This window comes from Luteibacter sp. NPDC104163, assembly GCF_055584245.1.
Window position 1 is genome coordinate 193,038 of record NZ_JBVJMK010000003.1, and the last position, 24,839, is coordinate 217,876.

Annotated in this window: 22 protein-coding genes and 3 tRNA genes; 8 read left to right on the top strand and 17 right to left on the bottom strand. The window is 66.2% G+C overall.

Annotated elements, in window-relative coordinates:
* Nucleotides 1-40: 40 nt before the first annotated feature.
* The 11 genes from ACZ6YI_RS05700 to ACZ6YI_RS05750 all read right to left on the bottom strand — a co-directional run bounded on the left by ACZ6YI_RS05700 (nucleotide 41) and on the right by ACZ6YI_RS05750 (nucleotide 9,624).
* Nucleotides 41-127 (bottom strand) — tRNA-Leu (locus ACZ6YI_RS05700).
* A 50-nt stretch (nucleotides 128-177) separates the two neighbouring features.
* Nucleotides 178-251: transfer RNA gene (locus ACZ6YI_RS05705), tRNA-Cys, on the bottom strand.
* Nucleotides 252-328: 77 nt separating this feature from the next.
* A tRNA-Gly gene (locus ACZ6YI_RS05710) sits at nucleotides 329-404 on the bottom strand.
* A gap of 38 nt (nucleotides 405-442) precedes the next feature.
* Nucleotides 443-1,057, bottom strand: a complete 615-nt coding sequence (pgsA, locus tag ACZ6YI_RS05715; RefSeq protein WP_465777807.1) for a CDP-diacylglycerol--glycerol-3-phosphate 3-phosphatidyltransferase — start codon at nucleotides 1,055-1,057, stop codon at nucleotides 443-445.
* A gap of 50 nt (nucleotides 1,058-1,107) precedes the next feature.
* On the bottom strand, nucleotides 1,108-2,931 hold the full coding sequence (uvrC, locus tag ACZ6YI_RS05720) for an excinuclease ABC subunit UvrC (RefSeq protein WP_465777808.1): 1,824 nt from the start codon (nucleotides 2,929-2,931) through the stop codon (nucleotides 1,108-1,110).
* Nucleotides 2,932-3,145: 214 nt separating this feature from the next.
* On the bottom strand, nucleotides 3,146-3,934 hold the full coding sequence (gene kdsB, locus ACZ6YI_RS05725) for a 3-deoxy-manno-octulosonate cytidylyltransferase (RefSeq protein WP_465777809.1): 789 nt from the start codon (nucleotides 3,932-3,934) through the stop codon (nucleotides 3,146-3,148).
* A gap of 178 nt (nucleotides 3,935-4,112) precedes the next feature.
* A complete protein-coding gene (gene aroA, locus ACZ6YI_RS05730; RefSeq protein ID WP_465777810.1) occupies nucleotides 4,113-5,420 on the bottom strand; it encodes a 3-phosphoshikimate 1-carboxyvinyltransferase in 1,308 nt (435 codons plus the stop codon).
* Entirely contained in the window at nucleotides 5,417-6,529 is a 1,113-nt protein-coding gene (gene hisC / locus ACZ6YI_RS05735) for a histidinol-phosphate transaminase (protein ID WP_465777811.1), read from the bottom strand. Before hisC ends, aroA begins: the two co-directional genes overlap by 4 nt.
* The gene (pheA, locus tag ACZ6YI_RS05740; protein ID WP_440326056.1) at nucleotides 6,526-7,629 is read right to left on the bottom strand and encodes a prephenate dehydratase; all 1,104 of its coding nucleotides are present in this window, start codon (nucleotides 7,627-7,629) and stop codon (nucleotides 6,526-6,528) included. Before pheA ends, hisC begins: the two co-directional genes overlap by 4 nt.
* Nucleotides 7,630-7,709: 80 nt before the next feature.
* A complete protein-coding gene (serC, locus tag ACZ6YI_RS05745; RefSeq protein WP_440326058.1) occupies nucleotides 7,710-8,795 on the bottom strand; it encodes a 3-phosphoserine/phosphohydroxythreonine transaminase in 1,086 nt (361 codons plus the stop codon).
* Between the two features lie 61 nt (nucleotides 8,796-8,856).
* Nucleotides 8,857-9,624 (bottom strand): FHA domain-containing protein, encoded by a 768-nt coding sequence (locus tag ACZ6YI_RS05750; RefSeq protein ID WP_465777812.1) that lies wholly within the window; start codon nucleotides 9,622-9,624, stop codon nucleotides 8,857-8,859.
* Between the two features lie 128 nt (nucleotides 9,625-9,752).
* Between ACZ6YI_RS05750 and ACZ6YI_RS05755 the strand changes: the two genes are divergently transcribed.
* Together ACZ6YI_RS05755 and infA are read left to right on the top strand one after the other, a co-directional pair.
* The gene (locus ACZ6YI_RS05755; RefSeq protein ID WP_440326061.1) at nucleotides 9,753-10,028 is read left to right on the top strand and encodes a polyhydroxyalkanoic acid system family protein; all 276 of its coding nucleotides are present in this window, start codon (nucleotides 9,753-9,755) and stop codon (nucleotides 10,026-10,028) included.
* A 103-nt stretch (nucleotides 10,029-10,131) separates the two neighbouring features.
* A complete protein-coding gene (gene infA / locus ACZ6YI_RS05760; RefSeq protein WP_019466733.1) occupies nucleotides 10,132-10,350 on the top strand; it encodes a translation initiation factor IF-1 in 219 nt (72 codons plus the stop codon).
* A gap of 206 nt (nucleotides 10,351-10,556) precedes the next feature.
* Here infA and clpA read toward each other — a convergent pair whose 3' ends face one another.
* Both clpA and clpS read right to left on the bottom strand, forming a co-directional pair.
* Complete coding sequence (gene clpA / locus ACZ6YI_RS05765) at nucleotides 10,557-12,824, bottom strand: ATP-dependent Clp protease ATP-binding subunit ClpA (protein ID WP_465777813.1); 2,268 nt, start codon at nucleotides 12,822-12,824, stop codon at nucleotides 10,557-10,559.
* 78 nt (nucleotides 12,825-12,902) lie between these two features.
* On the bottom strand, nucleotides 12,903-13,235 hold the full coding sequence (gene clpS, locus ACZ6YI_RS05770; protein WP_139980993.1) for an ATP-dependent Clp protease adapter ClpS: 333 nt from the start codon (nucleotides 13,233-13,235) through the stop codon (nucleotides 12,903-12,905).
* Nucleotides 13,236-13,359: 124 nt separating this feature from the next.
* Here clpS and ACZ6YI_RS05775 point away from each other — a divergent pair, with 124 nt between their 5' ends.
* From ACZ6YI_RS05775 to hflD, 3 genes are all read left to right on the top strand, one after another.
* On the top strand, nucleotides 13,360-13,848 hold the full coding sequence (locus ACZ6YI_RS05775) for an NUDIX hydrolase (protein WP_465777814.1): 489 nt from the start codon (nucleotides 13,360-13,362) through the stop codon (nucleotides 13,846-13,848).
* Entirely contained in the window at nucleotides 13,845-14,939 is a 1,095-nt protein-coding gene (gene mnmA, locus ACZ6YI_RS05780; RefSeq protein WP_465777815.1) for a tRNA 2-thiouridine(34) synthase MnmA, read from the top strand. Before ACZ6YI_RS05775 ends, mnmA begins: the two co-directional genes overlap by 4 nt.
* 99 nt (nucleotides 14,940-15,038) lie before the next feature.
* Nucleotides 15,039-15,665 carry a high frequency lysogenization protein HflD gene (gene hflD / locus ACZ6YI_RS05785; protein WP_465777816.1) on the top strand — a complete coding sequence of 209 codons (627 nt, stop codon included), beginning with the start codon at nucleotides 15,039-15,041 and terminating at the stop codon, nucleotides 15,663-15,665.
* Nucleotides 15,666-15,675: 10 nt separating this feature from the next.
* Here hflD and ACZ6YI_RS05790 read toward each other — a convergent pair whose 3' ends face one another.
* Nucleotides 15,676-16,602: a LysR family transcriptional regulator gene (locus ACZ6YI_RS05790; RefSeq protein ID WP_465777817.1), complete on the bottom strand. Its 927-nt coding sequence runs from the start codon at nucleotides 16,600-16,602 to the stop codon at nucleotides 15,676-15,678.
* Between the two features lie 227 nt (nucleotides 16,603-16,829).
* On the opposite strand from ACZ6YI_RS05790, the gene acnA reads away from it, so the two are divergent.
* Nucleotides 16,830-19,574 (top strand): aconitate hydratase AcnA, encoded by a 2,745-nt coding sequence (gene acnA / locus ACZ6YI_RS05795; RefSeq protein WP_465777818.1) that lies wholly within the window; start codon nucleotides 16,830-16,832, stop codon nucleotides 19,572-19,574.
* A 39-nt stretch (nucleotides 19,575-19,613) separates the two neighbouring features.
* Here the strand turns inward: acnA and ACZ6YI_RS05800 are convergent, their stop codons facing one another.
* Nucleotides 19,614-20,051, bottom strand: a complete 438-nt coding sequence (locus tag ACZ6YI_RS05800) for a hypothetical protein (RefSeq protein ID WP_465777819.1) — start codon at nucleotides 20,049-20,051, stop codon at nucleotides 19,614-19,616.
* A gap of 94 nt (nucleotides 20,052-20,145) precedes the next feature.
* Between ACZ6YI_RS05800 and ACZ6YI_RS05805 the strand changes: the two genes are divergently transcribed.
* On the top strand, nucleotides 20,146-21,843 hold the full coding sequence (locus tag ACZ6YI_RS05805; protein WP_465777820.1) for an AMP-binding protein: 1,698 nt from the start codon (nucleotides 20,146-20,148) through the stop codon (nucleotides 21,841-21,843).
* Nucleotides 21,844-21,945: 102 nt separating this feature from the next.
* Here ACZ6YI_RS05805 and ACZ6YI_RS05810 read toward each other — a convergent pair whose 3' ends face one another.
* Together ACZ6YI_RS05810 and dinB are read right to left on the bottom strand one after the other, a co-directional pair.
* Complete coding sequence (locus tag ACZ6YI_RS05810) at nucleotides 21,946-22,299, bottom strand: PilZ domain-containing protein (protein ID WP_465777821.1); 354 nt, start codon at nucleotides 22,297-22,299, stop codon at nucleotides 21,946-21,948.
* Between the two features lie 110 nt (nucleotides 22,300-22,409).
* Nucleotides 22,410-23,597, bottom strand: coding sequence for a DNA polymerase IV (gene dinB / locus ACZ6YI_RS05815; protein ID WP_465777822.1), 1,188 nt, complete (start codon nucleotides 23,595-23,597; stop codon nucleotides 22,410-22,412).
* Nucleotides 23,598-23,996: 399 nt separating this feature from the next.
* Here dinB and ACZ6YI_RS05820 point away from each other — a divergent pair, with 399 nt between their 5' ends.
* Nucleotides 23,997-24,800 carry a segregation and condensation protein A gene (locus ACZ6YI_RS05820; RefSeq protein ID WP_440325942.1) on the top strand — a complete coding sequence of 268 codons (804 nt, stop codon included), beginning with the start codon at nucleotides 23,997-23,999 and terminating at the stop codon, nucleotides 24,798-24,800.
* The last annotated feature ends 39 nt before the right edge of the window (nucleotides 24,801-24,839 follow it).

Sequence of the window (24,839 nt, forward strand, 5' to 3'; positions counted from 1 at the left end):
AGGTGCCGCGAGAATTGCTCTCGTAACCCGTTGATAGACTTGGTGCCCGGACTGGGACTCGAACCCAGATACCCTTTCGGATGAGGGATTTTAAGTCCCTTGCGTCTACCGATTTCGCCATCCGGGCCAAAAGAAAAAAGGCGCACCCGCTTGAAGCGTGTGCGCCTTGGAATGCGATGGAGGCCGAGGTCGGAATCGAACCGGCGTACGCGGATTTGCAGTCCGCTGCATGACCACTCTGCCACCCGGCCATCGCTTGCGCACGCGGAGAGTATCCGCATAGCGCTTAAAAAACAAAACCTCGGTCACCCGAGGCTTTGTGGAAATCTGGAGCGGGAAACGAGACTCGAACTCGCGACCCCGACCTTGGCAAGGTCGTGCTCTACCAACTGAGCTATTCCCGCGTCGTAGTCCGGCTATTTTAGGGATCTGGGCTCATGTGTCAACTGTTTTGCAGCGGATTCTTTTCGCTTTTTTTCACACCCGGCGCATCCCCGCGCAGGGCGGGCCATGCGGCCCGCAGATAATCCAGGCCCGACCAGATCGTGAGGATGCCCGCCACGACCAGCAGTGCCTCGCCAATGTGGTAATAGCGCAGGGTTTCAGCATCGTGCTGCAGCAGCAGGGTCACAAGGGCCACCATCTGCATCATGGTCTTGAGCTTGCCCAGGAAGGCGACCTTCACCTTGGAACGCTCGCCGATCTCAGCCATCCACTCGCGCAGGGCCGAGACGCTGATCTCACGGCCCACGATCACGGCGGCGGTAATCGCCAGCAGGATCCCCGGCCAGCCGGTCGGTGCCGACTGCACCAGCAGGAACAGGGTGATCGCGACCATCAGCTTGTCGGCCACGGGGTCGAGGAAGGCGCCGAAGGCGGAGGTCATGTCGAGGCGGCGGGCCAGGTAGCCATCCAGCCAGTCGGTGAACGCGGCCAGCACGAAGACGACCGCGGCAACGAGGTTCGCCCAGCGGAATGGCAGGTAGAAGACGACCACCATCACCGGCAGCAGCAACACACGGAAAAGGGTAAGCCAGGTTGGCAGGTTGATACGCATGGATTCAGCCGGTTGCGGGAGGCGCCGCGATGGCAGGCGCTTCCGTTCGATCAGGGGTGCAGCATGGCATAGATGCGTTCCGCGAGGCCGCGATCAATACCCTTGACGCTCATGAGTTCCTCGACGCCCGCCGCTTCCACGCCGGACAGGCCGCCGAAGGCCTTCAGCAGGGCCGCGCGCCGACGCGCGCCGACGCCGGCTACGTCCTCGAGGGTACTGCGCTCACGGGCCGCCTCGCGCTTGCGGCGGTGTCCGCTGATCGCGAAACGGTGCGACTCGTCACGAACGGCCGCCACGAGGTGCAGTGCGGGGGACGACGTGCCGGGGTGCAGGGTCTTGCCGCTCTCCGCAAGGATCAGCGTTTCTTCGCCCGCGCGGCGGCCCGGGCCCTTGGCCACGCCGACCACGCGGATGCCCTCGACGCCGAGTTCGCGGAGCACGTCGATGGCCTGGGCCACCTGGCCCAACCCGCCGTCGATCAGGAGGATGTCAGGCTTCACCCCGCCCTCCACGACCTTCTTGAAGCGGCGCGTGAGGGCCTGGTGCATGGCCGCGTAGTCGTCGCCCGGCGTGATGCCGGTGATGTTGAAGCGGCGGTAGTGCGACTTCTCCGGCCCTTCCGGCCCGAACACCACGCACGATGCGACCGTCGCCTCACCGCGGGTGTGGCTGATATCGAAACACTCGATCCGGCGCGGCGGCTCGCTGAGTTCGAGCACCTTCTGCAGGTCGTCGAAGCGGGCGAGCAAGGTATGCCGGCTGGCCAGGCGCGAGGTGAGCGCCGCGCTGGCGTTGCGCTGGGCCATCTCGAGGAAGCGTGCGCGATCGCCGCGCACGCTGGGCTTGAGCTGCACGGCATAGCCCGCGTGCTGGGAGAGCACGTCGGCCAGGATCTCCATGTCCTCCACCGGGTCGCTCAGCACCAGTTCGCGCGGCACCTGGCGCTCCAGGTAGTACTGCGCGATGAACTGGGCGAGCACGTCACCCACCGAGGCGTCGGTGGGCAGGCGCGGGAAGAAGTCGCGCGAGCCCAGGCTGACGCCGTTGCGGAAGAACAGCACGCTGACGCAGGCCATGCCGCCCTCGAGGCAGCAGGCGATGACGTCCATGTCGGCGCTGGCACCCTGCACGAAGTGCTGGGCCTGCAGCTTGCGCAACGCGGCTACCTGGTCACGCAGGTTGGCGGCGCGCTCGAAGTTCAGCGCGGCGCTGGCCTTCTCCATCGATTGCGCCAGTTCGTCGATCACGGCGCTGCTGCGGCCCTCGAGGAACATCTCGGCGTGGCGCACGTCGCTCTTGTAATCCTCGACGTTGATCAGCTGCACGCAGGGCGCGCTGCAGCGACCGATCTGGTGCTGCAGGCACGGGCGCGAGCGGTTCTTGAAGTAGCTGTCCTCGCACTGGCGCACCTTGAACAGCTTCTGCATCAGGCCCAGGCTCTCGCGCACGGCGAAGGTGCTGGGGTACGGGCCGAAGTAACGGCCGACGCCGCTCTTCGCGCCGCGGTGGAACGCCAGGCGCGGGTAGTCCTCCCCGCCCGACAGGTAGATGTAGGGGTAGCTCTTGTCGTCGCGCAGGACGATGTTGTAACGCGGCTTCAGCGATTTGATCAGCTGCGATTCGAGCAGCAGCGCTTCGCCGGCGGTACGGGTCAGCGTGACTTCCGCGCGGTCGATCTGCGACACCATGGAGGCGATGCGCGGATCCATGGGCGGCTTCAGGAAATAATTGCTGACGCGCTTCTTGAGGTTGGCGGCCTTGCCCACGTACAGCAGCTCGCCTTCGGCATCGAAGTACCGATAGACGCCGGGGGACGTGGTCAGGTGGCGAACGAAGGCCTTGCCATCGAACGGGTGCGACTCGGTGTGCTCCATCAGCCTATTTTAGCCGCTGATGGGCAACCGCGAATGAAAAAACGCCGGCATGGAGGGGGACCATGCCGGCGCGGGGCCTTCCTTGGGGGTGTCGCCCTCGTCCGTGAGCAGTTCTTGGCGACAGGGATAGGTTACGGCGGCGCCCGTGTAGGCGCGCCCGGCGGATTCCGGCTCATTCCGTAGGCGGCGCCCGCTGCCCATTGTCAGGCAATGCCTACAACGCTCCGCTTTCTTCCAACCAGCGCTCGGCCCTGGCCAGGTCTTCCGGGGTATCGATGCCGGGCGGGAACGGCTCAGGGGTCAGGCTGACCGAGATGGCATGGCCGTGCTCGAGCGCCCGCAGCTGCTCCAGAGATTCCGCCTGCTCCAGCGGGGTCCGCGGGAGCGCGGCCAGCCGGCGCAGGAAGCCCGCCCGGTACGCATAGATGCCGATATGGCGGAGGAACGGGACCTCGGGCGGGAGCCGATGGCGATCCCGGGCGAACGCATCGCGCGCCCAGGGCGCCGGAGCGCGGGTGAAGTACAGGGCGCGGCCGTTGCCACCGCGGACCACCTTCACGATGTTCGGGTCGAACAGCTCCTCCGCGTCGGTGAGCGGCGTCGCCAGGGTGGCCATGGGGGCCTCATCACCGGCGAGGGTGTCCACTACTGCCCGGATGCCGGCGGCCGGGGCGAACGGCTCGTCGCCTTGCAGGTTCACGACCACGGTGTCCTCGGGCCAGCCGAAGTGGGTGACGACCTCGGCGATGCGGTCGGTGCCGGAGGCGTGGTCCTCGCGGGTCATGCAGACCAGGATGTCGCCCGTGCAGCCGCGCATTTCGGCGGCGACGCGGTCGTCATCCGTGGCCACGACGACCTGGGCCGCACCGGCGGCTGCGGCACGCACGGCCACTCGGCGCACCATCGACACACCGCCGATCGGAAGCAGCGGCTTGCCCGGCAGCCGCGTGGAAGCGTATCGAGCCGGGACGACGACGACGAAGGGGGGTGTCTTGGGGCGCATGCGGTGCGGTCCGGGGCTGGGCGATAGGCCCATTATGGGCGCGGCGCGCGGGGCTGTCGCGGGCGCGGGCCGTTCCGTGCCGGGCTCTGATGCGAAACCGGGGCTATCGCGCGCAAGCGCGCTCCCACGACAGCGCAGCACGAACGAGGCTGTTGTGGGAGCGCGCTTGCGCGCGATGTCAGGGTGCGACGGCCAGGTTGAAACCCACGCCGTTCGCCAACTCGATAAACCCGGGGAACGAGGTCGCCACATTGGCGCAATCACCAATGGTGATGGGCGCCGTCGCGACCAGCCCGGCAATGGCGAAGCTCATGGCGATGCGGTGGTCGCCGTGGCTGTCCACCGTGCCACCGCCGATGGTCCCGCCACGGATCATCGCGCCATCCGGCAGCTCGTCGATCAGCACGCCGCACGCCTTCAGGCCGTGCGCCATGGTGGCGATGCGGTCGGACTCCTTCACCCGCAGTTCGGCCGCGCCGCGGATTGTCGTCATGCCCTCGGCGCATGCCGCTGCGACGAACAACGCCGGGAACTCGTCAATCATGTCCGGCACGATATCGAGCGGCAGCGCCACGCCGTGCAGGGGGCGATGGCGGACGACGAGATCCGCGATGACTTCACCGCCGCTCTCGCGCTCGTTTTCCACGGCGATATCCGCACCCATGAGCTCCAGTGCGGCGAGCAGGCCGGTGCGGCGCGGGTTCAGGCCCACGCCCTTCAGGCGCAGGTGCGAGCCCGGCACGATGCACGCGGCGACGATGAAGAACGCCGCGGAGGAAAAGTCCGCCGGAACGTCGACGTCGACGGCGCGCAGGACGTGCCCGCCACTGACCTTCGCGCGGCCCGGGGAGTATTCGATGGGCCAGCCGAAGGCCTTCAGCATGCTCTCGGTGTAGTCACGCGTCGGGTGCGGCTCGATGACTTCCGTCTCGCCTTCCGCATAGAGGCCGGCGAGCAGCAGCGCCGACTTGATCTGCGCGCTGGCGACCGGCGACTTGTACGTCATGCCCTTGAGCTTGCGGCCGCCGTGGATACGCAGCGGTGGCTTGCCATCGTTCGTATCGATCTGCGCGCCCATCTCGCCGAGCGGATCCGTCACCCGGCGCATCGGCCGGCCGGAGAGCGATGCATCGCCCACCAGGGTCGAATCGAAGCCCTGCCCCGCCAGCAAGCCGGCGAGCAGGCGCATGCCGGTGCCGGCATTACCGCAGTCGAGCGGCTCGCTGCTGCCACGCAAGCCATGCAGGCCCACGCCATGTACCACGCGCTCGCCGGGCGCGGGCGTTTCGAAGCGCACGCCCAGCTTGCCGAGGATCGCCGCCGTGGCTCGCGTGTCTTCACCCTCGAGGAAACCGCGGATGTGGGTGGCGCCTTCGGCAAGCGCACCGAACATCAGCGCGCGGTGGGATACGGATTTGTCACCGGGGACGACGAGTTCGCCGCTGATCGGGCCACCCGAGCGGCTGGTCCAGGCCAGGGAGGTCATGGCAGGTTCTCCAGGAGGCGCTTCAGTTCGGCGCGGCTGCCGATGCTGATGCGCACGGTGTGCGGCAGGCCGTAGCCACCCATGGGGCGGACGATCACGCCAGCTTCGAAGAGGTGCTTCTCGAACTCAGCGGCATCCCGGCCCAGGTCGACGAGCAGGAAGTTGGTTTGCGACGGCAGCACGCGGAGGCCGCGCGCCGTTAGCTCGTCGGCCAGCCATGCGCGGTCGCGATGGTTGGCTTCACGAACGCGCGCGCGATGCTCGTGATCTCCAAGCGCCGCTTCGGCCGCGGCCAGGGCCACGCCGTTGACGTTGAACGATTCACGCAGGCGCTCCGCGACCGCGGCGACCGACGGATGGCTGAGCATGTAGCCAATGCGCAGCCCCGCCAGCGCGTACGCCTTCGAGAACGTGCGCGTCACGATGAGGTTCGGGAACCGGCCCAGCAGGTGCAGCGCCGTGCTGAGGCCAGCCGCATCCACGTACTCGTGATACGCCTCGTCGACGACGACCAGCGTTTCCGCCGGCACCTTCTCGAGGAAGGCCTCCAGCTCGGCATCGGTGAACCATGTGCCAGTCGGATTATTCGGGTTAGCGAGGTAGACGATCCGCGTGTCTGGCGTGACCGCCGCGGCAATCGCCGGCAGATCGTGGCCGTACGGCGCCGACGGATGATCCGCGGGCAACGCCGGCACACGAATCGCAGGGGCACCCGCCGCGGCCGCCGCGATCGGGAACACCGCGAAGCCGTACTGCGAATGCACCACGGGGTGTTCCGCATCGGCGAAACACTGCGCGAGCAGCATCAGCAGTTCGTGGGAACCGTTACCCAGCGTGATTGCGCTGGTGGGCACGCCGAGCTCGCCGGAAAGGCGCTGCTTCAGGGCCGCGCCGAGCGGATCGGGATAACGCCAGATGTCTTCCAGCACGCGGGTGGCGGCGCGCGTTGCCTGCGGGCTCGGGCCGAGCGGGTTCTCGTTGGAACCCAGCTCGGAGAGCACCGCGCCGAAGCGCTTGCGCAATGCGGGAAGGTCGTGACCGGGATCGTAGGCACGCAGGGCCGACGTCGCCCGGTTGGCGAGCGTGGCTGCATCGAACGCGGCGGTCATGGCAGGGCGACGGGGTAGGCGCCAAGCACGCGGACATCGGCGGCGGCGGGTTTCATCTCGTCCAGCGCGGCCTGCAAGGCCGGGTCTTCGACATGGCCGGAGACATCGATGAAGAACGCGTACTGCCACTTGCCCGTGTGCGCGGGTCGCGACTCGATGCGGTTCATGCTGATGCCGTGCTCGGCCAGCGGCTTGAGCACGTCGTACAGCGCGCCGGGCTTGTCGCGCACGGACACGAGCAGCGACGTGCGATCGTTGCCCGACGGCGGGAAGATCGTGCGGCCGATGACGAGGAAGCGCGTCGTGTTATCGCTGCGATCCTCGATCGGGCCAGCGATGATCTTCAGCCCGTAGACGCGCGCCGCGGATTCACCGGCGATCGCGGCGGATTCCGGCGAAAGCTTTGCCATGCGCGCGGCTTCGGCGTTGCTCGAAACCGCGATGCGCTCGACGTTCGGCAGGTTCACGCGCAGCCATGCCTGGCACTGCTGCAGCGATTGCGGGTGCGAGTAGATCCGCTTGATGTCCTTCATCTCGCCCGTGAGCGAAAGCAGGTTCTGGTGGACACGCAGTTCCACTTCGCCGCAGATGGTCGCCTTCGACGTGAGGAACATATCCAGCGTCATCTGGATCATGCCCTGCCCCGAGTTCTCCACCGGCACCACGCCGAAATCGGCGTTGCCAGCGGCGACTTCCTGGAATACCTCCTCGATGCTGCCGAGCGGCAGGCCGTAGGCGGCGTGGCCGAACTGCTTGCGCACGGCCTGTTCGCTGAAGGTGCCTTCGGGACCGAGGTAGCCGATCTTCAACGGCTGCTGCTGCGAAAGGCACGACGACATGATCTCGCGGAACAGGCGTACCAGTTCCGCGTTCGGCAGCGGGCCGTCGTTGCGATCGATGACGCCACGTAGTACCTGGGCTTCCCGTTCGGGTCGGTAATACTCCACCGCCGCCTTCAACGGGCCCTTGGCCCGGCCGACCTGCTGTGCCCAACGGGCGCGCTCACTGATGAGCGATTGCAGTTGCTGGTCGATGCTGTCGATGCGCTGGCGCGCCTCGCCCAGCGTGGCTTGCTTGTCGGTGGGACTACTCTTACTCATGAACGTCCAGGCGGCTAAGTGGTTGCAAATGAAACAGTTATCACCGCAAAAACGATGTTGCAGTGCGGTGATCCCCGACTTTAACCGTGCCGCGCTGCAAAGTCCCGCATGAATTTCACAAGCACCTCGACCGCTTCGATCGGAACCGCGTTGTAGAGCGATGCGCGCATGCCGCCCACGGCCTTGTGGCCCTTGAGCGCGAGCAGGCCAGCGGCCTCGGATTCGCGGAGGAAATCGGCATCAAGCGCGCTATCGTGCAAGGTGAATGGCACGTTCATGCGCGAACGCGACGCCGGATCGACTGGGCTGCGGTAGTAACCACTGGAACCATCGATGGCGTCGTACAACAACGCGGCCTTGGCCTTGTTGCGTTCACCCATCGCAGCGATACCGCCCTGCGCTTCCAGCCACTCGAAGGTCAGGCCGGCGAGGTACCAGCCCCAGGTATTCGGCGTGTTGAGCATCGAATCGTTCTTCGCGTGCTCGGCGTACCGGAAGATGTTGGCCATGGGCCGACCCGCACGCGCCAGCAGGTCGTCACGGATCACCATGACGACAAGACCCGAAGGGCCGATGTTCTTCTGCGCACCGGCGTAGATCAGCCCGAAGCGCGATACATCGACCGGTTCACTGAGGATGTTCGATGACATGTCGGCGACGAGCGGCACGTCGCCCACGTCGGGCACGTCGTGGAATTCCACCCCGTGGATGGTTTCATTCGGCGTGTAATGCACGTAGGCGGCGCCGTCGCTCAGCTGCCACGTATCGCGCGGCGGCAGCTTCAGGTAATTATCGGCCACCGACGTAGCGGCGACGCGCGCATCGAGATATGGCGCGGCTTCGCGCACGGCCTTCTCGCCCCAGTGGCCGGTGACGATGTAATCGGCGTGGTCGCCCGGCCCGGCAAGGTTCATCGGGATCTGCGCGAAGTGCTGCGTGGCACCGCCCTGCAGGAAGAGCACCTTGTAGTTCGCGGGAACGCCCATCAACGAACGCAGGCGCTGCTCGGCGGCCGCGGCCAGCGCCATGAACGGCTTGCCGCGATGCGAGAGCTCCATCACGGAGGCTCCGGAACCATTCCATTCGAGAAGCTCGGCCTGCGCGCGTTTCAGTACCGCTTCCGGCAGCGCAGCGGGTCCGGCGCTGAAATTCCAGGCTCTGCTCACGTCTCGTCCTCTCGCATGGGTGAACCGGCATTATGCCGCCGCCTGCGGGCAAAACGAGGGCCTAGAACGGCGCGAAAAGCACCACGGCAATGCCAGCGGCCAGCAACGCCGCGGTGAGGATCAGCCACCACACATCGCCGCGCGGACCGACGGTCTCCTCCGGCTCGGGCTCCGGCTCGGGTTCTGGCAGGACTACCACGGGCTCGGCTTGCCAGCCGGGCGCTTCCAGGATGAAACGATGCGTAGCTAGGCCGATCTGGTCGCCGGGCTGGAGCGCGGCACGGACGGTGCGAACACCATTCACCCGGACGGCGTGGCGTGCGGGCACGCGCGATGCATCGAGGATGAGTTCGTCATCCGCCCACGCCAGGGTGAGCAGCGCGGCGTCGTTACCCGGCAATTCGAGTGGCAACGCACCGTGAGTGGCACCCAGCTCGAGGCGGTCACCGATGGCGACCAGGCGACCGGAGAGCGGGCCCGCCACGGGCCGCAGCGCCGCCGTGCAACGCGCATCGGTGGGCTCCACCAGCTCGCGGGCCTCGAGGTCGTCATCATCGCGGATCAGCATGCGGCAATCGCCGAGCGACAGGCTGTCGCCGGGGCGCAGCAGCGCCTTCTCGCGTACCGGACGCGCGTTGACGTAGACACGGCCGACACCCGGGGCCACTTCCAGCACCATGCCGCGCCGGTCGCGCTGGATGGAGACGTGGTTGGCGGCGACCTGGGCCTCGGAAACGACGAGGTCGTTCTCCTCGCCCCGGCCGATCGTGAGCACGGGCCGGGACCAGTGGAAATCACCGCGAGCCGAGCTGACGAATTCAATACGCATGGAGGGACCGGCCAGATGACGACGCGACTTTAGCAGAGTGCGGTATCTATTTGAACGCAAAGAGATCGATACGGTTCAGCCGGCCCGGCTGCTAGACTGCCCCACCCTTTTCTCGCGGAGATACCCCCATGGCCAAGATCGATATCCGTCGCGAGCACGGCAAGAGCGCTGCGGAAGCCCGCGCCGTGGTGGAAAAGGTCGCGGCCCGCATGGCCGAGAAATTCGGCACGAAGGGTGGCTGGGACGGCAATGCCTACGCCTTCTCGGGCTCGGGCGTGAAGGGCGCGATCGCCGTGTCGGACACCGATGTGCACGTGACCGCCGAGCTCGGCATGCTGCTGTCGGCGTTCAAGGGCAAGATCGAAGACGAGATCCGCGGCAAGTTGAACGAATACTTCGCCTGACCTTCCCGCGGGGGCTGAGACCCCGGGTGGCCTTGGTGGGGTGGGCATGGCATAATAGGGGACTTATGCCGGCCGAGCCGGCCCCTACTCCGACCCGGAACACATGGCAAAAGACGACGTCATCGAAATGGAAGGCACGGTCCAGGAGACCCTGCCCAACACCATGTTCCGCGTGCAGCTCGAGAACGGGCACGTCATCACTGCCCATATCTCCGGCCGTATGCGCAAGCATTACATCCGTATCCTCACCGGTGACAAGGTGAAGGTCGAGATGACCCCGTACGACCTGACCAAGGGCCGTATCACGTACCGCATGAAGTAAGCGCGCGCCTGGCGCCGCCCGCTTCGCGGAAGAAAAAGCCGTGGCTCGCGCCACGGCTTTTTTGTTGGCGGCTCTTGTGGGAGCGGGGGGGGGGGGGGGGGGGGGGTGCCCCCCCCCCCCCCCCCCCCCACCCCCGCTCCCACAAAAAACGGCCGCAAAAAAAGGCCGCCCGAGTGGGCGGCCTTTTTCTATCACTACCTTGAGTCTTACGCTTCCGCCGTCGCCGGCTCGGCCGACTCGGTTTCCACATGCAGCTCGTCGCCGTCCACCGAGAGGGTGACCTTGCCGCCGTCGGCGAGCTTGCCGAAGAGCAGCTCGTCGGCCAGGGCACGCTTCACCTTGTCCTGGATGACGCGGGCCATCGGGCGTGCGCCCATCTGCGGGTCGAAGCCGTGCTCGGCCAACCAGCGACGGGCCTCCGGCGTCACGTCGACGCTGACCTTCTTCTCGGCCAGCTGCGATTCCAGCTCGATCAGGAACTTGTCCACCACGCGCAGGATGTGGTCGAAGTCCAGCGCATTGAACTGGATGACAGCATCGAGACGGTTGCGGAACTCCGGCGTGAACATGCGGCGGATCGTCTCCATCGCATCCGGCGAGTGGTTCTGCTTCACGAAGCCGATGCCGCGGCGCGAAGCCAGCTGCGCGCCGGCATTCGTCGTCATCACCACGATGACGTTCTTGAAGTTCGCCTCGCGACCGTTGGTATCGGTGAGCACGCCGCGATCCATCACCTGCAGCAGGATGTTGTACACATCCGGATGCGCCTTCTCGATCTCATCCAGCAGCAGCACGCAGTGCGGGTGCTTGGTAATCTGCTCGGTGAGCAGGCCACCCTGGTCGAAGCCTACGTAGCCCGGGGGCGCACCGACCAGGCGCGACACCGAGTGCGCTTCCATGTACTCGGACATGTCGAAGCGGACCATCTCGATACCGAGCTGCATGGCGAGCTGGCGGGTGACTTCCGTCTTGCCGACGCCCGTGGGGCCGGCGAGCAGGAAGCTGCCGATCGGCTTGGACGGATCGCCCAGGCCCGAACGCGCCATCTTGATCGACGAGGACAGGGCCTCGATCGCCGCATCCTGGCCGAACACGACCATCTTCAGGTTGCGCTCGAGGTTACGCAGCACGTCGCGGTCGGAAGCCGAGACTTGCTTGGCCGGGATGCGCGCCATCTTGGCCACGATGTATTCGATTTCGGCCACGTCGACCTTGCCGGTGCGCTCTTCTTCCGGCAGCAGGCGCTGGCGGGCGCCGGCCTCATCGATCACGTCGATGGCCTTGTCCGGGAGCAGGCGATCCGGGATGTGCTTCACCGAGAGATCCACCGCCGCACGCAGGGCCTCACCGGTGTACTCCACCGAGTGGTGCTCTTCGAAGCGGGTCTTCAGGCCCTTCAGGATCTCGATGGAGTCGGCCACGGTGGGCTCGACCACGTCGATCTTCTGGAAGCGGCGGGCCAGGGCGCGATCCTTCTCGAAGATGCCGCGGAATTCCTGGAACGTGGTGGAACCGATGCAGCGCAGCTCACCCGAAGCCAGCATCGGCTTGATCAGGTTCGAGGCATCCATGGTGCCGCCCGACGCCGAACCCGCACCGATGATGGTGTGGATCTCATCGATGAACAGGATAGCGTTCGGCTGCTTCTTGAGCTGGCCGATGACCGCCTTCAGGCGCTTCTCGAAATCGCCACGGTACTTGGTGCCCGCGACCAGCGCGCCGAGGTCCAGCGACCAGATGGTGCAGTCTTCCAGCACCTCGGGCACCTGGCCTTCGACGATGCGCTTGGCCAGGCCCTCGGCCAGCGCGGTCTTGCCCACGCCGGCTTCGCCGACGTAGAGCGGGTTGTTCTTGCGACGGCGGCAGAGCACCTGGATGGTGCGCTCCACCTCGTCCTGGCGGCCGATCAGCGGATCGATCTTGCCCTGCAGGGCCAGCTCGTTGAGGTTGGAGGCGTACTCGCTGAGCGGGTTGCCCTTGCCCTCGCCGCCTTCCTCGCCATCGCGATCGGCGCTGGACGGAGCAGCCGCGGACTCATCGCTGATCTTGGCGATGCCGTGGGAGATGTAATTGACCACGTCGAGGCGCGTAATTTCCTGCTGGTGGAGGAAATAGACGGCGTGGCTGTCCTTTTCGCCGAAGATCGCGACAAGAACGTTGGCGCCGGTCACTTCCTTCCGGCCCGAGGACTGGACGTGGTAGACCGCACGCTGGAGGACGCGCTGGAAGCCCAGCGTGGGCTGGGTGTCGCGCTCGTCGCCGGCGGGGAGGACCGGGACGGTTTCAGCGATGATCCGCTGGAGATCGGCCGCGAGGCGCGGCAGATCGACGCCACAGGCACGCAGGGCGGCCAGGGCGGAGGTGTTTTCGGTGAGGGCGAGCAGGAGATGCTCCACGGTCATGAACTCGTGGCGCTGCTCCCGGGCCTGCTTATAGCAGTGCCCAATGGTGACTTCGAGATCCTTGCTGAACATACGGACCGTCTCCGATAGCTGTGGGCGGCGGGTTCTTAGCCCTTGTGAGTGCCGCATGAACTCCAGATGGGGGATCTGCTACATCTTTTCCATAGTGCACAACAGCGGGTGCTGGTGGGACCGTGAATACTCGTTGACCTGGGTCACCTTCGTTTCTGCCACCTCGCGGGTGAATACGCCGCACACGCCCTTCCCCCTGGTGTGTACGTGGAGCATCACCTGGACCGCCCGCTCCTGGTCCATGCCAAAAAAGCTACGTAGCACCTCGACCACGAAATCCATCGGCGTGAAGTCGTCGTTCAGCAGGACGACCTGGAACAGCGGCGGTTTCGCCGTCTCGGGGCGAGCGGTTTCGATGGCCAGGCCGTGTCCGCGCTCGCTTTCCTGATCGTGTTCGTGTTCCTGGGACATTAATTGAGAACCTTCGGTACGCGATTCGATTATATACACCGGATTTCGAGCCCTTTCGGGGTCGATTTCCACAGGTGATGGCACAATATGTCTTTTTCCAGAGCCACCCCCTCCCATTCGTCAGATGACCCAGACCGTTGCCCCGGCCGAAAACGTGTGGTGCCCCCGTGTGACGGTCGCTTGCGTCGTCGCGCAGGGTGACCGCTACCTGATCGTCGAAGAGGAGATCTTCGGCGAGCTGGCGTACAACCAGCCCGCGGGCCACCTGGACCCGGGCGAAACCCTGCAGGCCGCCGCCGTCCGCGAGGCGCTGGAGGAAACCGGGCACACGGTCGAGCTGGACGCCTTCCTGGGAGTCTGGCAGTGGCTGAGCCCCGAGCACGGCGAACAGGTGCTCCGCTTCGGCTTCAGCGGCCGTTCGGTGGCCCACGACCCCACCCGCCAGCTCGATACCGGCATCCGCCGGGCCCTGTGGCTGCGCCGCGACGAGATCGAGGCCCTGGGCGCGCGCCTGCGCAGCCCGTTGATCCTGGAAACCATCGACGCGTGGCTAGACGGCCGCCGCCTGCCCCTGGATACCGTGGCCAGCCTCCTTCCGGGGTCGCGTCCGTGAAAGTGATCCTAGGCGTCTCCGGCGGCGTGGACTCCTCGGTCGCCGCCATCCTCCTGCAGCAGGCCGGCCACGACGTGGAAGGCATGTTCATGCAGAACTGGGAGGAGGACGACCGCTCCGGCCCCTGCACCACCGACGACGACCGCCGCGACGCGGTGGCCGTTTGTGGGCGCCTCGGCATCCCCTTCCACGCCCGCAATTTCGCGGGTGAATACTGGGACGGCGTGTTCGAGCACTTCCTTGCCGAGTACGCCGCGGGGCGAACCCCGAATCCGGACGTGCTGTGCAACCGCGAGATCAAGTTCAAGACCTTCCTGGAGCACGCCCAGGCCCTCGGCGCGGAGAAGATCGCGACGGGCCACTATGCGCGCGTGGATTTCCATGAGGGCCGCTACCGCCTGCTGCGTGCCGTGGATGCCGCGAAGGACCAGACGTACTTCCTCCACGCGCTGGGCCAGCGCCAGCTTTCGGCGACGCTGTTCCCGGTCGGCGAGATCGAGAAGCCGGTGGTGCGTGAGATGGCCCGCGAGGCCAGCCTGCCGACCGCGGCCAAGAAGGATTCCACCGGCATCTGCTTCATCGGCGAGCGTGACTTCCGCGCGTTCCTTGCGCAGTACCTGCCCGCGAAGCCTGGTGCGATGGTCGGCCCGGACGGCCGCAAGGTCGGCGAGCACCAGGGCGTCATGTATTACACGCTGGGCCAGCGCAACGGACTCGGCATCGGCGGCCGCGCGGATGCGCCCAACGAGCCGTGGTATGTCGTCGGCAAGGACGTCGCAGCGAATACGCTGATCGTGGCGCAGGGTGGCGAGAACCGCTGGCTGCAATCCACGCGGTTGTTCGCGACGGATGCCACCTGGGTCGCTGGCGAGCCACCTGCCCTTTCCTTCCGCTGCACCGCCAAGACCCGCTACCGCCAGGCCGACCAGGCCTGCACGGTGGATGTGCGCGGCGATACGCTGCACGTCACCTTCGACGAGCCCCAGCGCGCGGTCACCCCCGGCCAGTCGGTCGTGTTGTACGACGGCGACGCGTGCCTCGGCGGTGCGGTGATCGCAAGCACCGATGCTGCCTATGGTGGCCTCGAATGAACATCACCCCTGTGGGAGCGCGCTCGCGCGCGATTCGCCCTACCGCACACCGCATCGCGCGCAAGCGCGCTCCCACATTAATTCGCAAAGATCGTCGTCATGAATGAAGAACGCGTCCTGGCCCTGGCCGGCGTCTTCCAGGGCGTCGCCCTGGCCCATCAGCTGGCAAACGAGGGCCGCTGCGACGAGGTGGCTTACGAGGCCAGCCTGGGCAGCGTGTTCCGCATCGATTCGGACACGGTCGCGGGCGTCTACGGCAACGTGGCCGGCGTGCGCCGCGGCTTGCGTACGCTGGTGAACCAGTTCGAAGAACAGACCCGCGACGTCGCGGTGATGCGCATGGGCGTGACCGTGCTGCGCCTGGAGCGTTCGCTCTCGCGCAACCGCGCCCTGCTCGATCGCCTGCACGAGGGCATCGTTGCCGCGCAACGCCAGGTCGAGCATTTCGGCATCACCCATCCGAACGTGTCGGCGCGTCTGGCCGAGTTGTATGCGACCACGCTGTCGACGCTGAAGCCGCGGGTCATGGTCACGGGTAATCCGAGCCACCTGCAGCAGAAGGCCAATGTCGATCGCGTCCGCGCCTCGCTGCTTGCCGCCGTGCGTTCCGCGGTGCTGTGGCACCAGCTCGGCGGCCGCCAGTGGCACATGCTGTTCCAGGGCAAGCAGACCGCCATGCTGGCGCGCGGGCTGCTGACGGGCTCGACCCTCGATAACGGGTTCTGACCTGATCCGCTCAGCTCGCGGCGTCGAGGCCGGGGATCGTGCCGGCCAGCGTGCGCAGCAGCTCGGCGAAGCCGGCCAGATCATCCCGCCAGGGCGAGGCGCTGCGCCAATACAGCGCGATGTGCCGGCCGGGCCGGGCACCGGCGACGCCGGCGAGCACCACGTTAGGGATGGAGCGGAGGCGCTCGTGGGCGAGGATCGGCACGAGGGTGTAGCCGCCGCGCAGCGCCACCAGGGTGGCCAGGCTTTCGATGGAAAGATCCTGGATACGCTCCGGCCGCGCCGCCCCGGGCATGCCGAGGTCGGACACCCCGTTGCCGTGGCTCTCCGCCATCAGCGTCGCATCCGACGCATCCAGGTCGGTCAGCGCCACCTGGGCCTCCCCGGCGAGCGGGTGGCCCTTGTGCAGCATCAGTTCGTACGGCTCGAAGAACAGGGCCGTGGATTCCAGCCCGGTCGCGGTCGCGCTCGGCGGCGCCAGCACGGCATCCAGCTCGCCTTCCGCCAGCCGGCGTAGCAGCCCGCGCGGCTTGCCTTCCGAAATCGTGAGCCGCGCCCCGGGGAAGCGCTGCGGGAACGGTTCGATGACGTGCGGCAGGAGGTACGGGCCCAGCGTGGACGGCACGCCGAGGCGCAGTTCGCCGCCAAAGGCGACGTCGCCGGCCCGGGCGGCATGCTCCAGGTGCTCGGCCGCGGCCAGCACGCCCTCGATATAACCCAACAGACGCTGACCGGCGGTCGTCGGCACGACGCGCCGCCCACCCCGCTCGAACAGGGGCATGCCGAGCGCCTGCTCCACCTTCTGCACCTGGTGGGAAAGCCCCGAAGCGCTGATGTACATGGCCCTGGCGGCGCTGTTGAAGCTGCCTTCACGGGCCACGGCCTGGACCAGGGCGAGGTCGCGCAGGGACACCGATGACAGGGCCATCGAAATCATCGAACGCTGCGTGCCATCAAATGCGTTTGCGCCCATCCGCCGCCACCCTCATCCTTTTGCCGCCGATTTTCGCGCGGCGTGTGCCACGGACGGGCCATTCTAGCGGACCCAAGGTCTCACGGCGGTCGCATACGCACCGCAGACTGCGCGATAATCAACGCCTTTGGCACGCCCCGCAGGGGGCTGCCCGGCCTCCCCAGCTAAGCAAGCCACGCCAGGAGTACAGCATGAAAGACTCGTTCTCAGTCGCAGACAAAATCGAAGTCAACGGCAAGAGCCACAAGATCGCCAGCCTGGCCAAGCTGGGCCAGAAGTTCGACCTGAAGCGCCTGCCCTTCTCGATGAAGATCCTGCTCGAGAACCTGCTCCGCCAGGAAGACGGCGTGAACGTGACCTCGAAGGAAATCGAGGCCGTCGCCAAGTGGGACGCCAAGGCCGAGCCGGACACCGAGATCTCGTTCATGCCGGCCCGCGTGGTGCTGCAGGATTTCACCGGCGTGCCCTGCGTGGTCGACCTGGCCGCCATGCGCGATGCCGTGAAGAAGCTCGGCGGCGACCCGAACCGCATCAACCCGCTGGCCCCGGCTGAGCTGGTCATCGACCACTCGGTGCAGGTGGACGCGTTCGGTTCGGAGAGCGCCCTCGAGCAGAACGTCGAGATCGAGTTCGAGCGTAACCAGGAGCGTTACTCGTTCCTGCGCTGGGGCCAGAAGGCCTTCAACAACTTCAAGGTCGTGCCGCCGCGCACCGGCATCGTGCACCAGGTGAACCTCGAGAACCTGGCCCGCGTGGTGTTCACCAACGAAGTGGACGGTGAGTCGTTCGCCTACCCGGATACCGTGTTCGGTACCGACTCGCACACCACCATGATCAACGGCATCGGCGTGCTGGGCTGGGGCGTGGGCGGTATCGAAGCCGAAGCTGCCATGCTCGGCCAGCCGTCGTCCATGCTGATCCCGCAGGTCGTCGGCTTCCGCCTGACCGGCAAGCTGCCGGAAGGCGTGACCGCCACCGACCTCGTGCTCACCGTGACCCAGATGCTGCGCAAGCTCGGCGTCGTCGGCAAGTTCGTCGAGTTCTTCGGCAACGGCCTGCAGAACCTGCCGCTGGCCGACCGCGCCACCATCGCCAACATGGCCCCGGAATACGGCGCCACCTGCGGCATCTTCCCGATCGACCAGGAAGCGCTGAACTACCTGCGCCTCTCGGGCCGCGATGAAGGCCAGATCGCCCTCGTGGAAACCTATGCCAAGGCCCAGGGCCTCTGGCACGACGCCAACACGCCGGAAGCCGAGTTCACCACCGTGCTCGAGCTGGACATGGCGACCGTCAAGCCGTCGCTCGCGGGCCCGAAGCGCCCGCAGGATCGCGTGCTGCTCGAAGGCGTGAAGCAGAGCTTCCTCGACGTGGTCGGCCCGCTGACCGCCAACCGCAAGACCAAGAACGGCGACACCTCGCGCTTCAGCAATGAAGGTGGCGGCACCGCCATCGGCAACGAAGCCAACGGCATCAACGAGGAAGGCGTGCTGGTCAGCAAGGATGGCCAGAACTTCCGCATCAACGACGGCTCGGTCGTGATCGCCGCGATCACCTCGTGCACGAACACCTCGAACCCCGCCGTCATGCTCGCCGCCGGCCTCGTGGCGAAGAAGGCTGCCGCTCGTGGCCTCACCAGCAAGCCGTGGGTCAAGCCGTCGCTCGGCCCGGGCTCGCTCGTCGTCACCGAATACCTGAAGAAGACCGGCCTGCTCGAAGAGCTCGAGAAGGTGAACTTCTACGTGGTCGGCTACGGCTGCACCACATGCATCGGCAACTCGGGTCCGCTGCCGGCTGAAATCAGCAAGGGCATCGCCGAGGGCGACCTGGCCGTGGCGTCGGTGCTCTCGGGCAACCGCAACTTCGAAGGCCGCGTGCATCCGGAAGTGAAGATGAACTACCTGGCCTCGCCGCCGCTGGTGGTCGCCTACGCCCTGGCCGGTACGCTCAACATCGACCTGACCACCGACGCGATCGGCACGGGCAGCGATGGCCAGCCGGTGTACCTGAAGGACATCTGGCCGAGCAACCAGGAAATCTCCGACCTCATCGCCGGCGCCATCAGCCCGGAGATGTTCAAGGACAGCTACGCCGACGTCTTCAAGGGCGACAGCCGCTGGAACCAGATCGCCTCGCCGGATGGCCAGACCTACGCGTGGGACGATTCGACCTACATCAAGAACCCGCCCTACTTCGACGGCATGTCGAAGGAAGCCGGCACCATCGAAGACATCCACGGTGCGCGCGCCATGGGCATCTTCGGTGACTCGATCACCACCGACCACATCTCGCCGGCCGGCTCGATCAAGAAGGACAGCCCGGCGGGCCGCTTCCTGATCTCGAAGGGCGTGGAGCCGAAGGATTTCAACTCCTACGGTTCGCGTCGCGGCAACGATGACGTGATGGTGCGTGGCACCTTCGCCAACATCCGCATCAAGAACCTGATGCTCGATGGCGTGGAAGGCGGCTACACCAAGTACATCCCGACCGGCGAACAGATGGCCATCTACGATGCGGCCATGAAGTACAAGGCCGACGGCACCCCGCTGGTCGTGCTGGCCGGCAAGGAATACGGCACCGGTTCGTCGCGTGACTGGGCGGCCAAGGGCACGCTGCTGCTGGGCGTCAAGGCCGTGATCACCGAGAGCTTCGAGCGCATCCACCGCTCCAACCTGGTCGGCATGGGCGTGCTGCCCTGCCAGTTCCAGGATGGCGAGAACGCGCAGACGCTCGGCCTGAAGGGCGATGAAGTGTTCGATATCACCGGCCTGAATGGCGGCGAGTCGAAGACCGCGCAGGTGAAGGCGACGCGTCCGGATGGCTCGGTGAAGGAGTTCACCGTGAAGGTGCTGCTCCTGACCCCGAAGGAGCGCGAGTTCTTCCGCCACGGCGGCATCCTGCAGTACGTGCTGCGCCAGCTCGCCAAGGCGGCGTAACAAGAAAAAAGCCCGGGAAACCGGGCTTTTTTTTTGCCCCTACAGTGCGCGGGTCCAGGTGGCGGTGATGCAGTGCCATGCGTCGCCGTCTTTCCGCCAGCCGGTCTCCACGCGGTACGCGCCCGCGTTGTCCGGGAGCACGCCGGAGCCTGCGGTCAGCGTGACGGTGAACGTCGCCACCATGCGCTCGCCGCGCGCCTCGACCGAGACCGGGCCGAGGAGCGCGTGGACTTTCTCGCCGCGCAGGGCGAACACCCGTACGAGGTTGGCCAGATCGCGCTTGCTGAGCTGCCCGGCATTGCCATCGAAGTCGTCCGAAAGGGCCGCCACCGTCGCCGTGCTGCTGCCCTTCTCGGCGGAAGCCGCTGCCGCGGCAATCGCTTTGCGAATTTGCTCATCGTCCGGCGTGCGGTGGCACGCGGCGAGCACGGCGAGGCTCATCAGGAGTAAGGTGGCCAAAAGCGTACGTAGCTGCATGATTTTCCTTTTTTGTGCCTCGCTGCGATGCGGCTTGCCGCTATACGCGCGCGTATGCTCCAATCCGTCCCACATTCAGGAGTCCGTCCCGTACATGAGCAACGAGCGCCCGTGGCTTGCCCACTATCCGGCCGGCGTACCCGCCGACATCGATGTCAACGCGTACCGCTCCGTTGCGGCGGTCTTCGAGGAATCGTTTCAGAAATTTCGTGACCGCCCTGCGTACAAGAATTTCGGGAAGGTACTGACCTACGGGCAGATCGACCAGCTTTCGGCCGCCTTCGCCGGCTTCCTCTCCGGGGAACTCGGCCTGAAGAAGGGCGACCGCGTGGCGATCATGCTGCCGAACCTGCTGCAGTATCCAGTGGTCCTGTTCGGCGCCTTGCGCCTCGGCCTCACGGTGGTCAACACCAACCCGCTGTACACCACCCGCGAGCTGCACCACCAGCTCGAGGATTCCGGCGCGAAGGCGCTGGTCGTCCTGGATAACTTCGCGCACACCGTGCAGGAGGCCCTGCCGGGCACCCGCGTGGAGCACGTCGTCACCACCGGCGTCGGCGACCTGGTCGGCTTCCCCAAGGGCAGCATCATCAACTTCGTGGTCAAGCACGTCCGCAAGGAAGTGCCGCCGTTCAAGCTGCCGAAGCAGACCCGATTCAACGATGCCATCAGCCGTGGCAAGGCGCACCCCCTGCCCCCGGTCGATGTCAGCCACGACGATATCGCGTTCCTGCAGTACACCGGCGGCACCACGGGCGTCGCGAAGGGCGCCATGCTGACCCACCGCAACATGATCGCCAACATGCTGCAGGCCGATGCATGGATCAGCGGCGCCGCCACCGCCGGTGAGGAGATCATCGTCACCGCGCTGCCGCTGTACCACATCTTCTCGCTGACGGCGAACGGCCTGGTCTTCACCCGCATGGGTGCCATGAACCTGCTGATCACCAACCCTCGCGACATGAAGGGCTTCGTCAAGGAGCTGGGCAAGGAGAAGTTCACGGCGATCACCGGCGTCAACACGCTCTTCAATGGCCTGCTGAACACCCCGGGCTTCGCCGAACTCGACTTCTCGCGCCTGCACCTGTCGCTCGGCGGCGGCATGGCCGTGCAGCGCGCCGTGGCGGAACGCTGGAAGAAGACCACCGGGGTGACGCTGGCCGAGGCGTACGGCCTCACCGAGACCTCGCCGGCCGCGTGCATCAACCCGCTCGACCTGAAGGAATACAACGGCTCGATCGGCCTGCCGATCCCTTCGACCTACGTGCAGATCTGGGCCGATGACGGCACGGTGCTGCCCATCGGCGAAGTCGGCGAGCTCTGCATCAAGGGCCCGCAGGTGATGAAGGGTTACTGGAACCGCCCGGACGAGACGGCCAAGGTGCTCGATGCCAACGGCTGGCTGCGCACCGGCGACATCGCGAAGATGGACGCCAACGGCTACCTGTATATCGTCGACCGCAAGAAGGACATGATCCTGGTCTCGGGCTTCAACGTGTACCCGAACGAGATCGAAGACATCGTCATGAGCCACCCCGGCGTGGCCGAAGTCGCCGCGGTGGGTGTCGACGACGAGCATTCCGGCGAAGTCGTGAAGATCTTCGTCGTCCGCAAGGATCCGTCGCTGACCGAGGAAGCGCTCCGCGAGTTCTGCCGCGAGAAGCTCACCGGCTACAAGCGGCCCAAGCAGATCGAGTTCCGCGATTCGCTGCCTAAGACGAACGTGGGCAAGATCCTCCGCCGCGAATTGCGGGATGAGGATCGCGCGAAGCAGAAGGCCGCCAAGGCCTGATCAGAGAGCATCGCGCGCAAGCGCGCTCCCACAAGGAACTCGATAACCCCCAACGGTATCGATGACCCTGTGGGAGCGCGCTTGCGCGCGATAGGCGTCCGGCTATTCGTCAGTCCACGCTTCGAGGGTGTCGGCGTAGCCGCCCAGCAGCTCCCACAGCGGGGCCTGCTTGTCCTCGGGGATCAGTGAGTATTCCATGCCGATCTGGCGGGCGCCGGCGCGTACGACGCGGGCTTCCACGTTGATGTGCAGGTCGTGCCCGAACACCATGTCCAGGATCCAGGTCTGGCCGGCCTCGCCGCGCCAGCCGGAAGGGCGGCGCAACAAGGCGCCGGTGGCGGAGATGTCGATCAGTTCGGTGGGGTGCGCTTCCCCGCCGCGGCTCATCAGCACCGCGGTCTGTACCTTCATCCTTGCGTGGCGATAGCGCACGTTGGGATCTTCCTTGTCAGCCATCAGCTGTTCTACCCATCCTGCCTTTTGTCGGTTGACGATAACGGGCGGCATGGCCGCACCCCGCGAAACTTACCTTCCGTGTCACAAACGGACACATTAGCGCAGTAGGGTCACTCCCGGCCACGCGTCTTCAGCACGCCCGCCCTCACCAGCGCCCCGGCTCCGAAGCGCTCATTGATGCGGTCCTGCACGCCATCGGAGCGTTTTTCGCCGGATGGTGCAGCGAACATGTCCTGTTGTTCGTCGCCATGCCGCGCGTCAAAGCCCGAAAGCGTGACACCGAGCAGGCGCAACTTAGGCCGCGGATGCTGGTGCCACCAGACGTTTAGCAAGCGCCGTGCCACGGCGTAGATATCCGGGGTCGCGTTCCCCGGCACCGGCAGCTGCGCCTGCCGGCTGTGCGTGACAAACGGCGGCTCGCGCAGTTTCACCGACACGGTGCGCGCTTTCACCTCGCGCCCGCGGGCGCGTGCACCGACCCGCTCGCACTGGCGCAGGAGCCAGGCCTCGGCGGTCGGCAGGTCCTCCACGTCCACGTCAAAAGTCCACTCTGCGCCGATCGAGACCTCCGGCGCGTCGGTGACCACCGGGCGGTTGTCCTCGCCCAGGCAGAGCTGGCGAAGCGTGGCGGCGTGGCGTTCGCCCACCGCCTTGTTCAGGCGCCAGGCATCCGCGCGCAGCAGGTCGCCGATGGTCCGGATCCCCACCTTGTGCAGGGCCTCCTCCGCCACCTTGCCCACCGTCCACATCCGCCCGATCGGCAGGGGGTCCAGGTAGCCGCGTACCTCGTCGGCATGGATGTGCAGGAAGCCGTTCGGCTTGGAAAGCTCGCTGCCGAGCTTCGCCAGCAGCTTGTTGTGGGCCATGCCGACGGACGCGTTCAGGCCGGTGCGCTCGCGGATGGTCTCCTTCACCCTGCGACCGATCGCCTCGATGGATGAGAAAAGCCGCAAGCTGCCCGTGACGTCGAGGAAGGCCTCGTCCAGCGACAGGCCCTCGATCATCGGCGTGACCTCGGCGAACACGTCGAAGACCACCGCCGAAATGGCCGCGTAGCGGTCGTGCCGGGGATGGATGTAGACGGCCTGCGGGCAGCGCCGGCGGGCTTCGGAGGTGGGCATGGCCGAGCGGACGCCGTATTTCCGGGCCTCGTAGTTGCAGGTGGAAACCACCCCTCGCCGGCCCAGCCCGCCCACGATCACGGGCTTCCCAACCAGCGTGGGATCGTCCAGCTCCTCCACGGACGCATAGAAAGCGTCCATGTCGACATGGATGATGGCGCGCGGGTCGTGGGGCATGGGTGCTATTTTGCCGTAATGGCGGGCCCGGCACAGGGCTCCCCGCTGGACTTGCGCGGGCACACGCTATACCCTGTATGTCAATCGGGTGAACTTATTCGGGCGTACCGCCCTCCCGGCCTGCAGTCAGGGCCGGCGGTGGTCTATGTTCCCGGCGATATCTCACAGACGGTGACCCTCCTGGGTATCCAGCGGCCATGCCTTCCGCTCGTCGGCGACGATGCGCGGCTTGCCCGGTGAGTTGGCGGTTAACCGCCGGACGGCATCGATTTGTTGCTTGCGTTCCCGGTCGCTTGAATGCGGCCCTTCTGACGTGTGCCGATGACTAACGAGACAACCGAAGTCCAGGTGGTCGAACAAACGCGGAATGCCTTTGCCGGCGTTCCCCAGCAGCAGGAAATGCCACTCGCGCTGGTACGCGGGCAGCCCGTGCTGCAGATGCCGCAGGATCTGTACATCCCGCCGGATGCGCTGGAAGTCATCCTCGAATCGTTCGAAGGCCCGCTGGACCTGCTGCTTTACCTGATCCGCAGGCAAAACCTGGACATCCTCGACATCCCTGTCGCCGAGATCACCCGGCAGTACATGGATTACATCGAGATGATGCGCGAGGTGATGCGGCTGGAGCTCGCGGCGGAATACCTGCTGATGGCCGCCATCCTGGCGGAGATCAAGTCCAGGCTGCTGCTGCCCCGCCCACCGGCCGAGGAAGGCCTCGAGGAAGACCCGCGCGCGGAGCTGGTACGCCGCCTGCAGGAGTACGAACGCTTCAAGAGGGCTGCGCAGGACATCGAAGACCTGCCGCGCCTGGAACGCGATACCACCGTGGTGCATGCCTTCGTCGGCGAACACAACGTGGTGCGCGTGCCGCCCCCGCTCGATCTCAGGGAGATGCTGCTCGCGCTCAAGGATGTGCTCAAGCGTGCCGATCTGTTTACGCACCATGCGATCCAGCGCGAGCCGCTCAGCGTCCGCCAGCGCATGGGCGACCTGCTCAACTCGCTGGGCACGGGTGGGTTCCACCGTTTTGAAACGCTGTTCGACGTCAGCGAAGGCCGGCTCGGGGTCGTGGTCACGTTCCTGGCCATGCTCGAACTCGCGAAGGAAATGCTCGTCGAGATCGTCCAGGAACAAGCCCTGGGCCCGATCTACCTGAAGACCAAGGTACAGACGGAGGCCGAGCCCGAAGAAGCGCTCGCCTGACGGCCCAGCCGGGCCACGAACAGGGGGCACCGCCCAGGC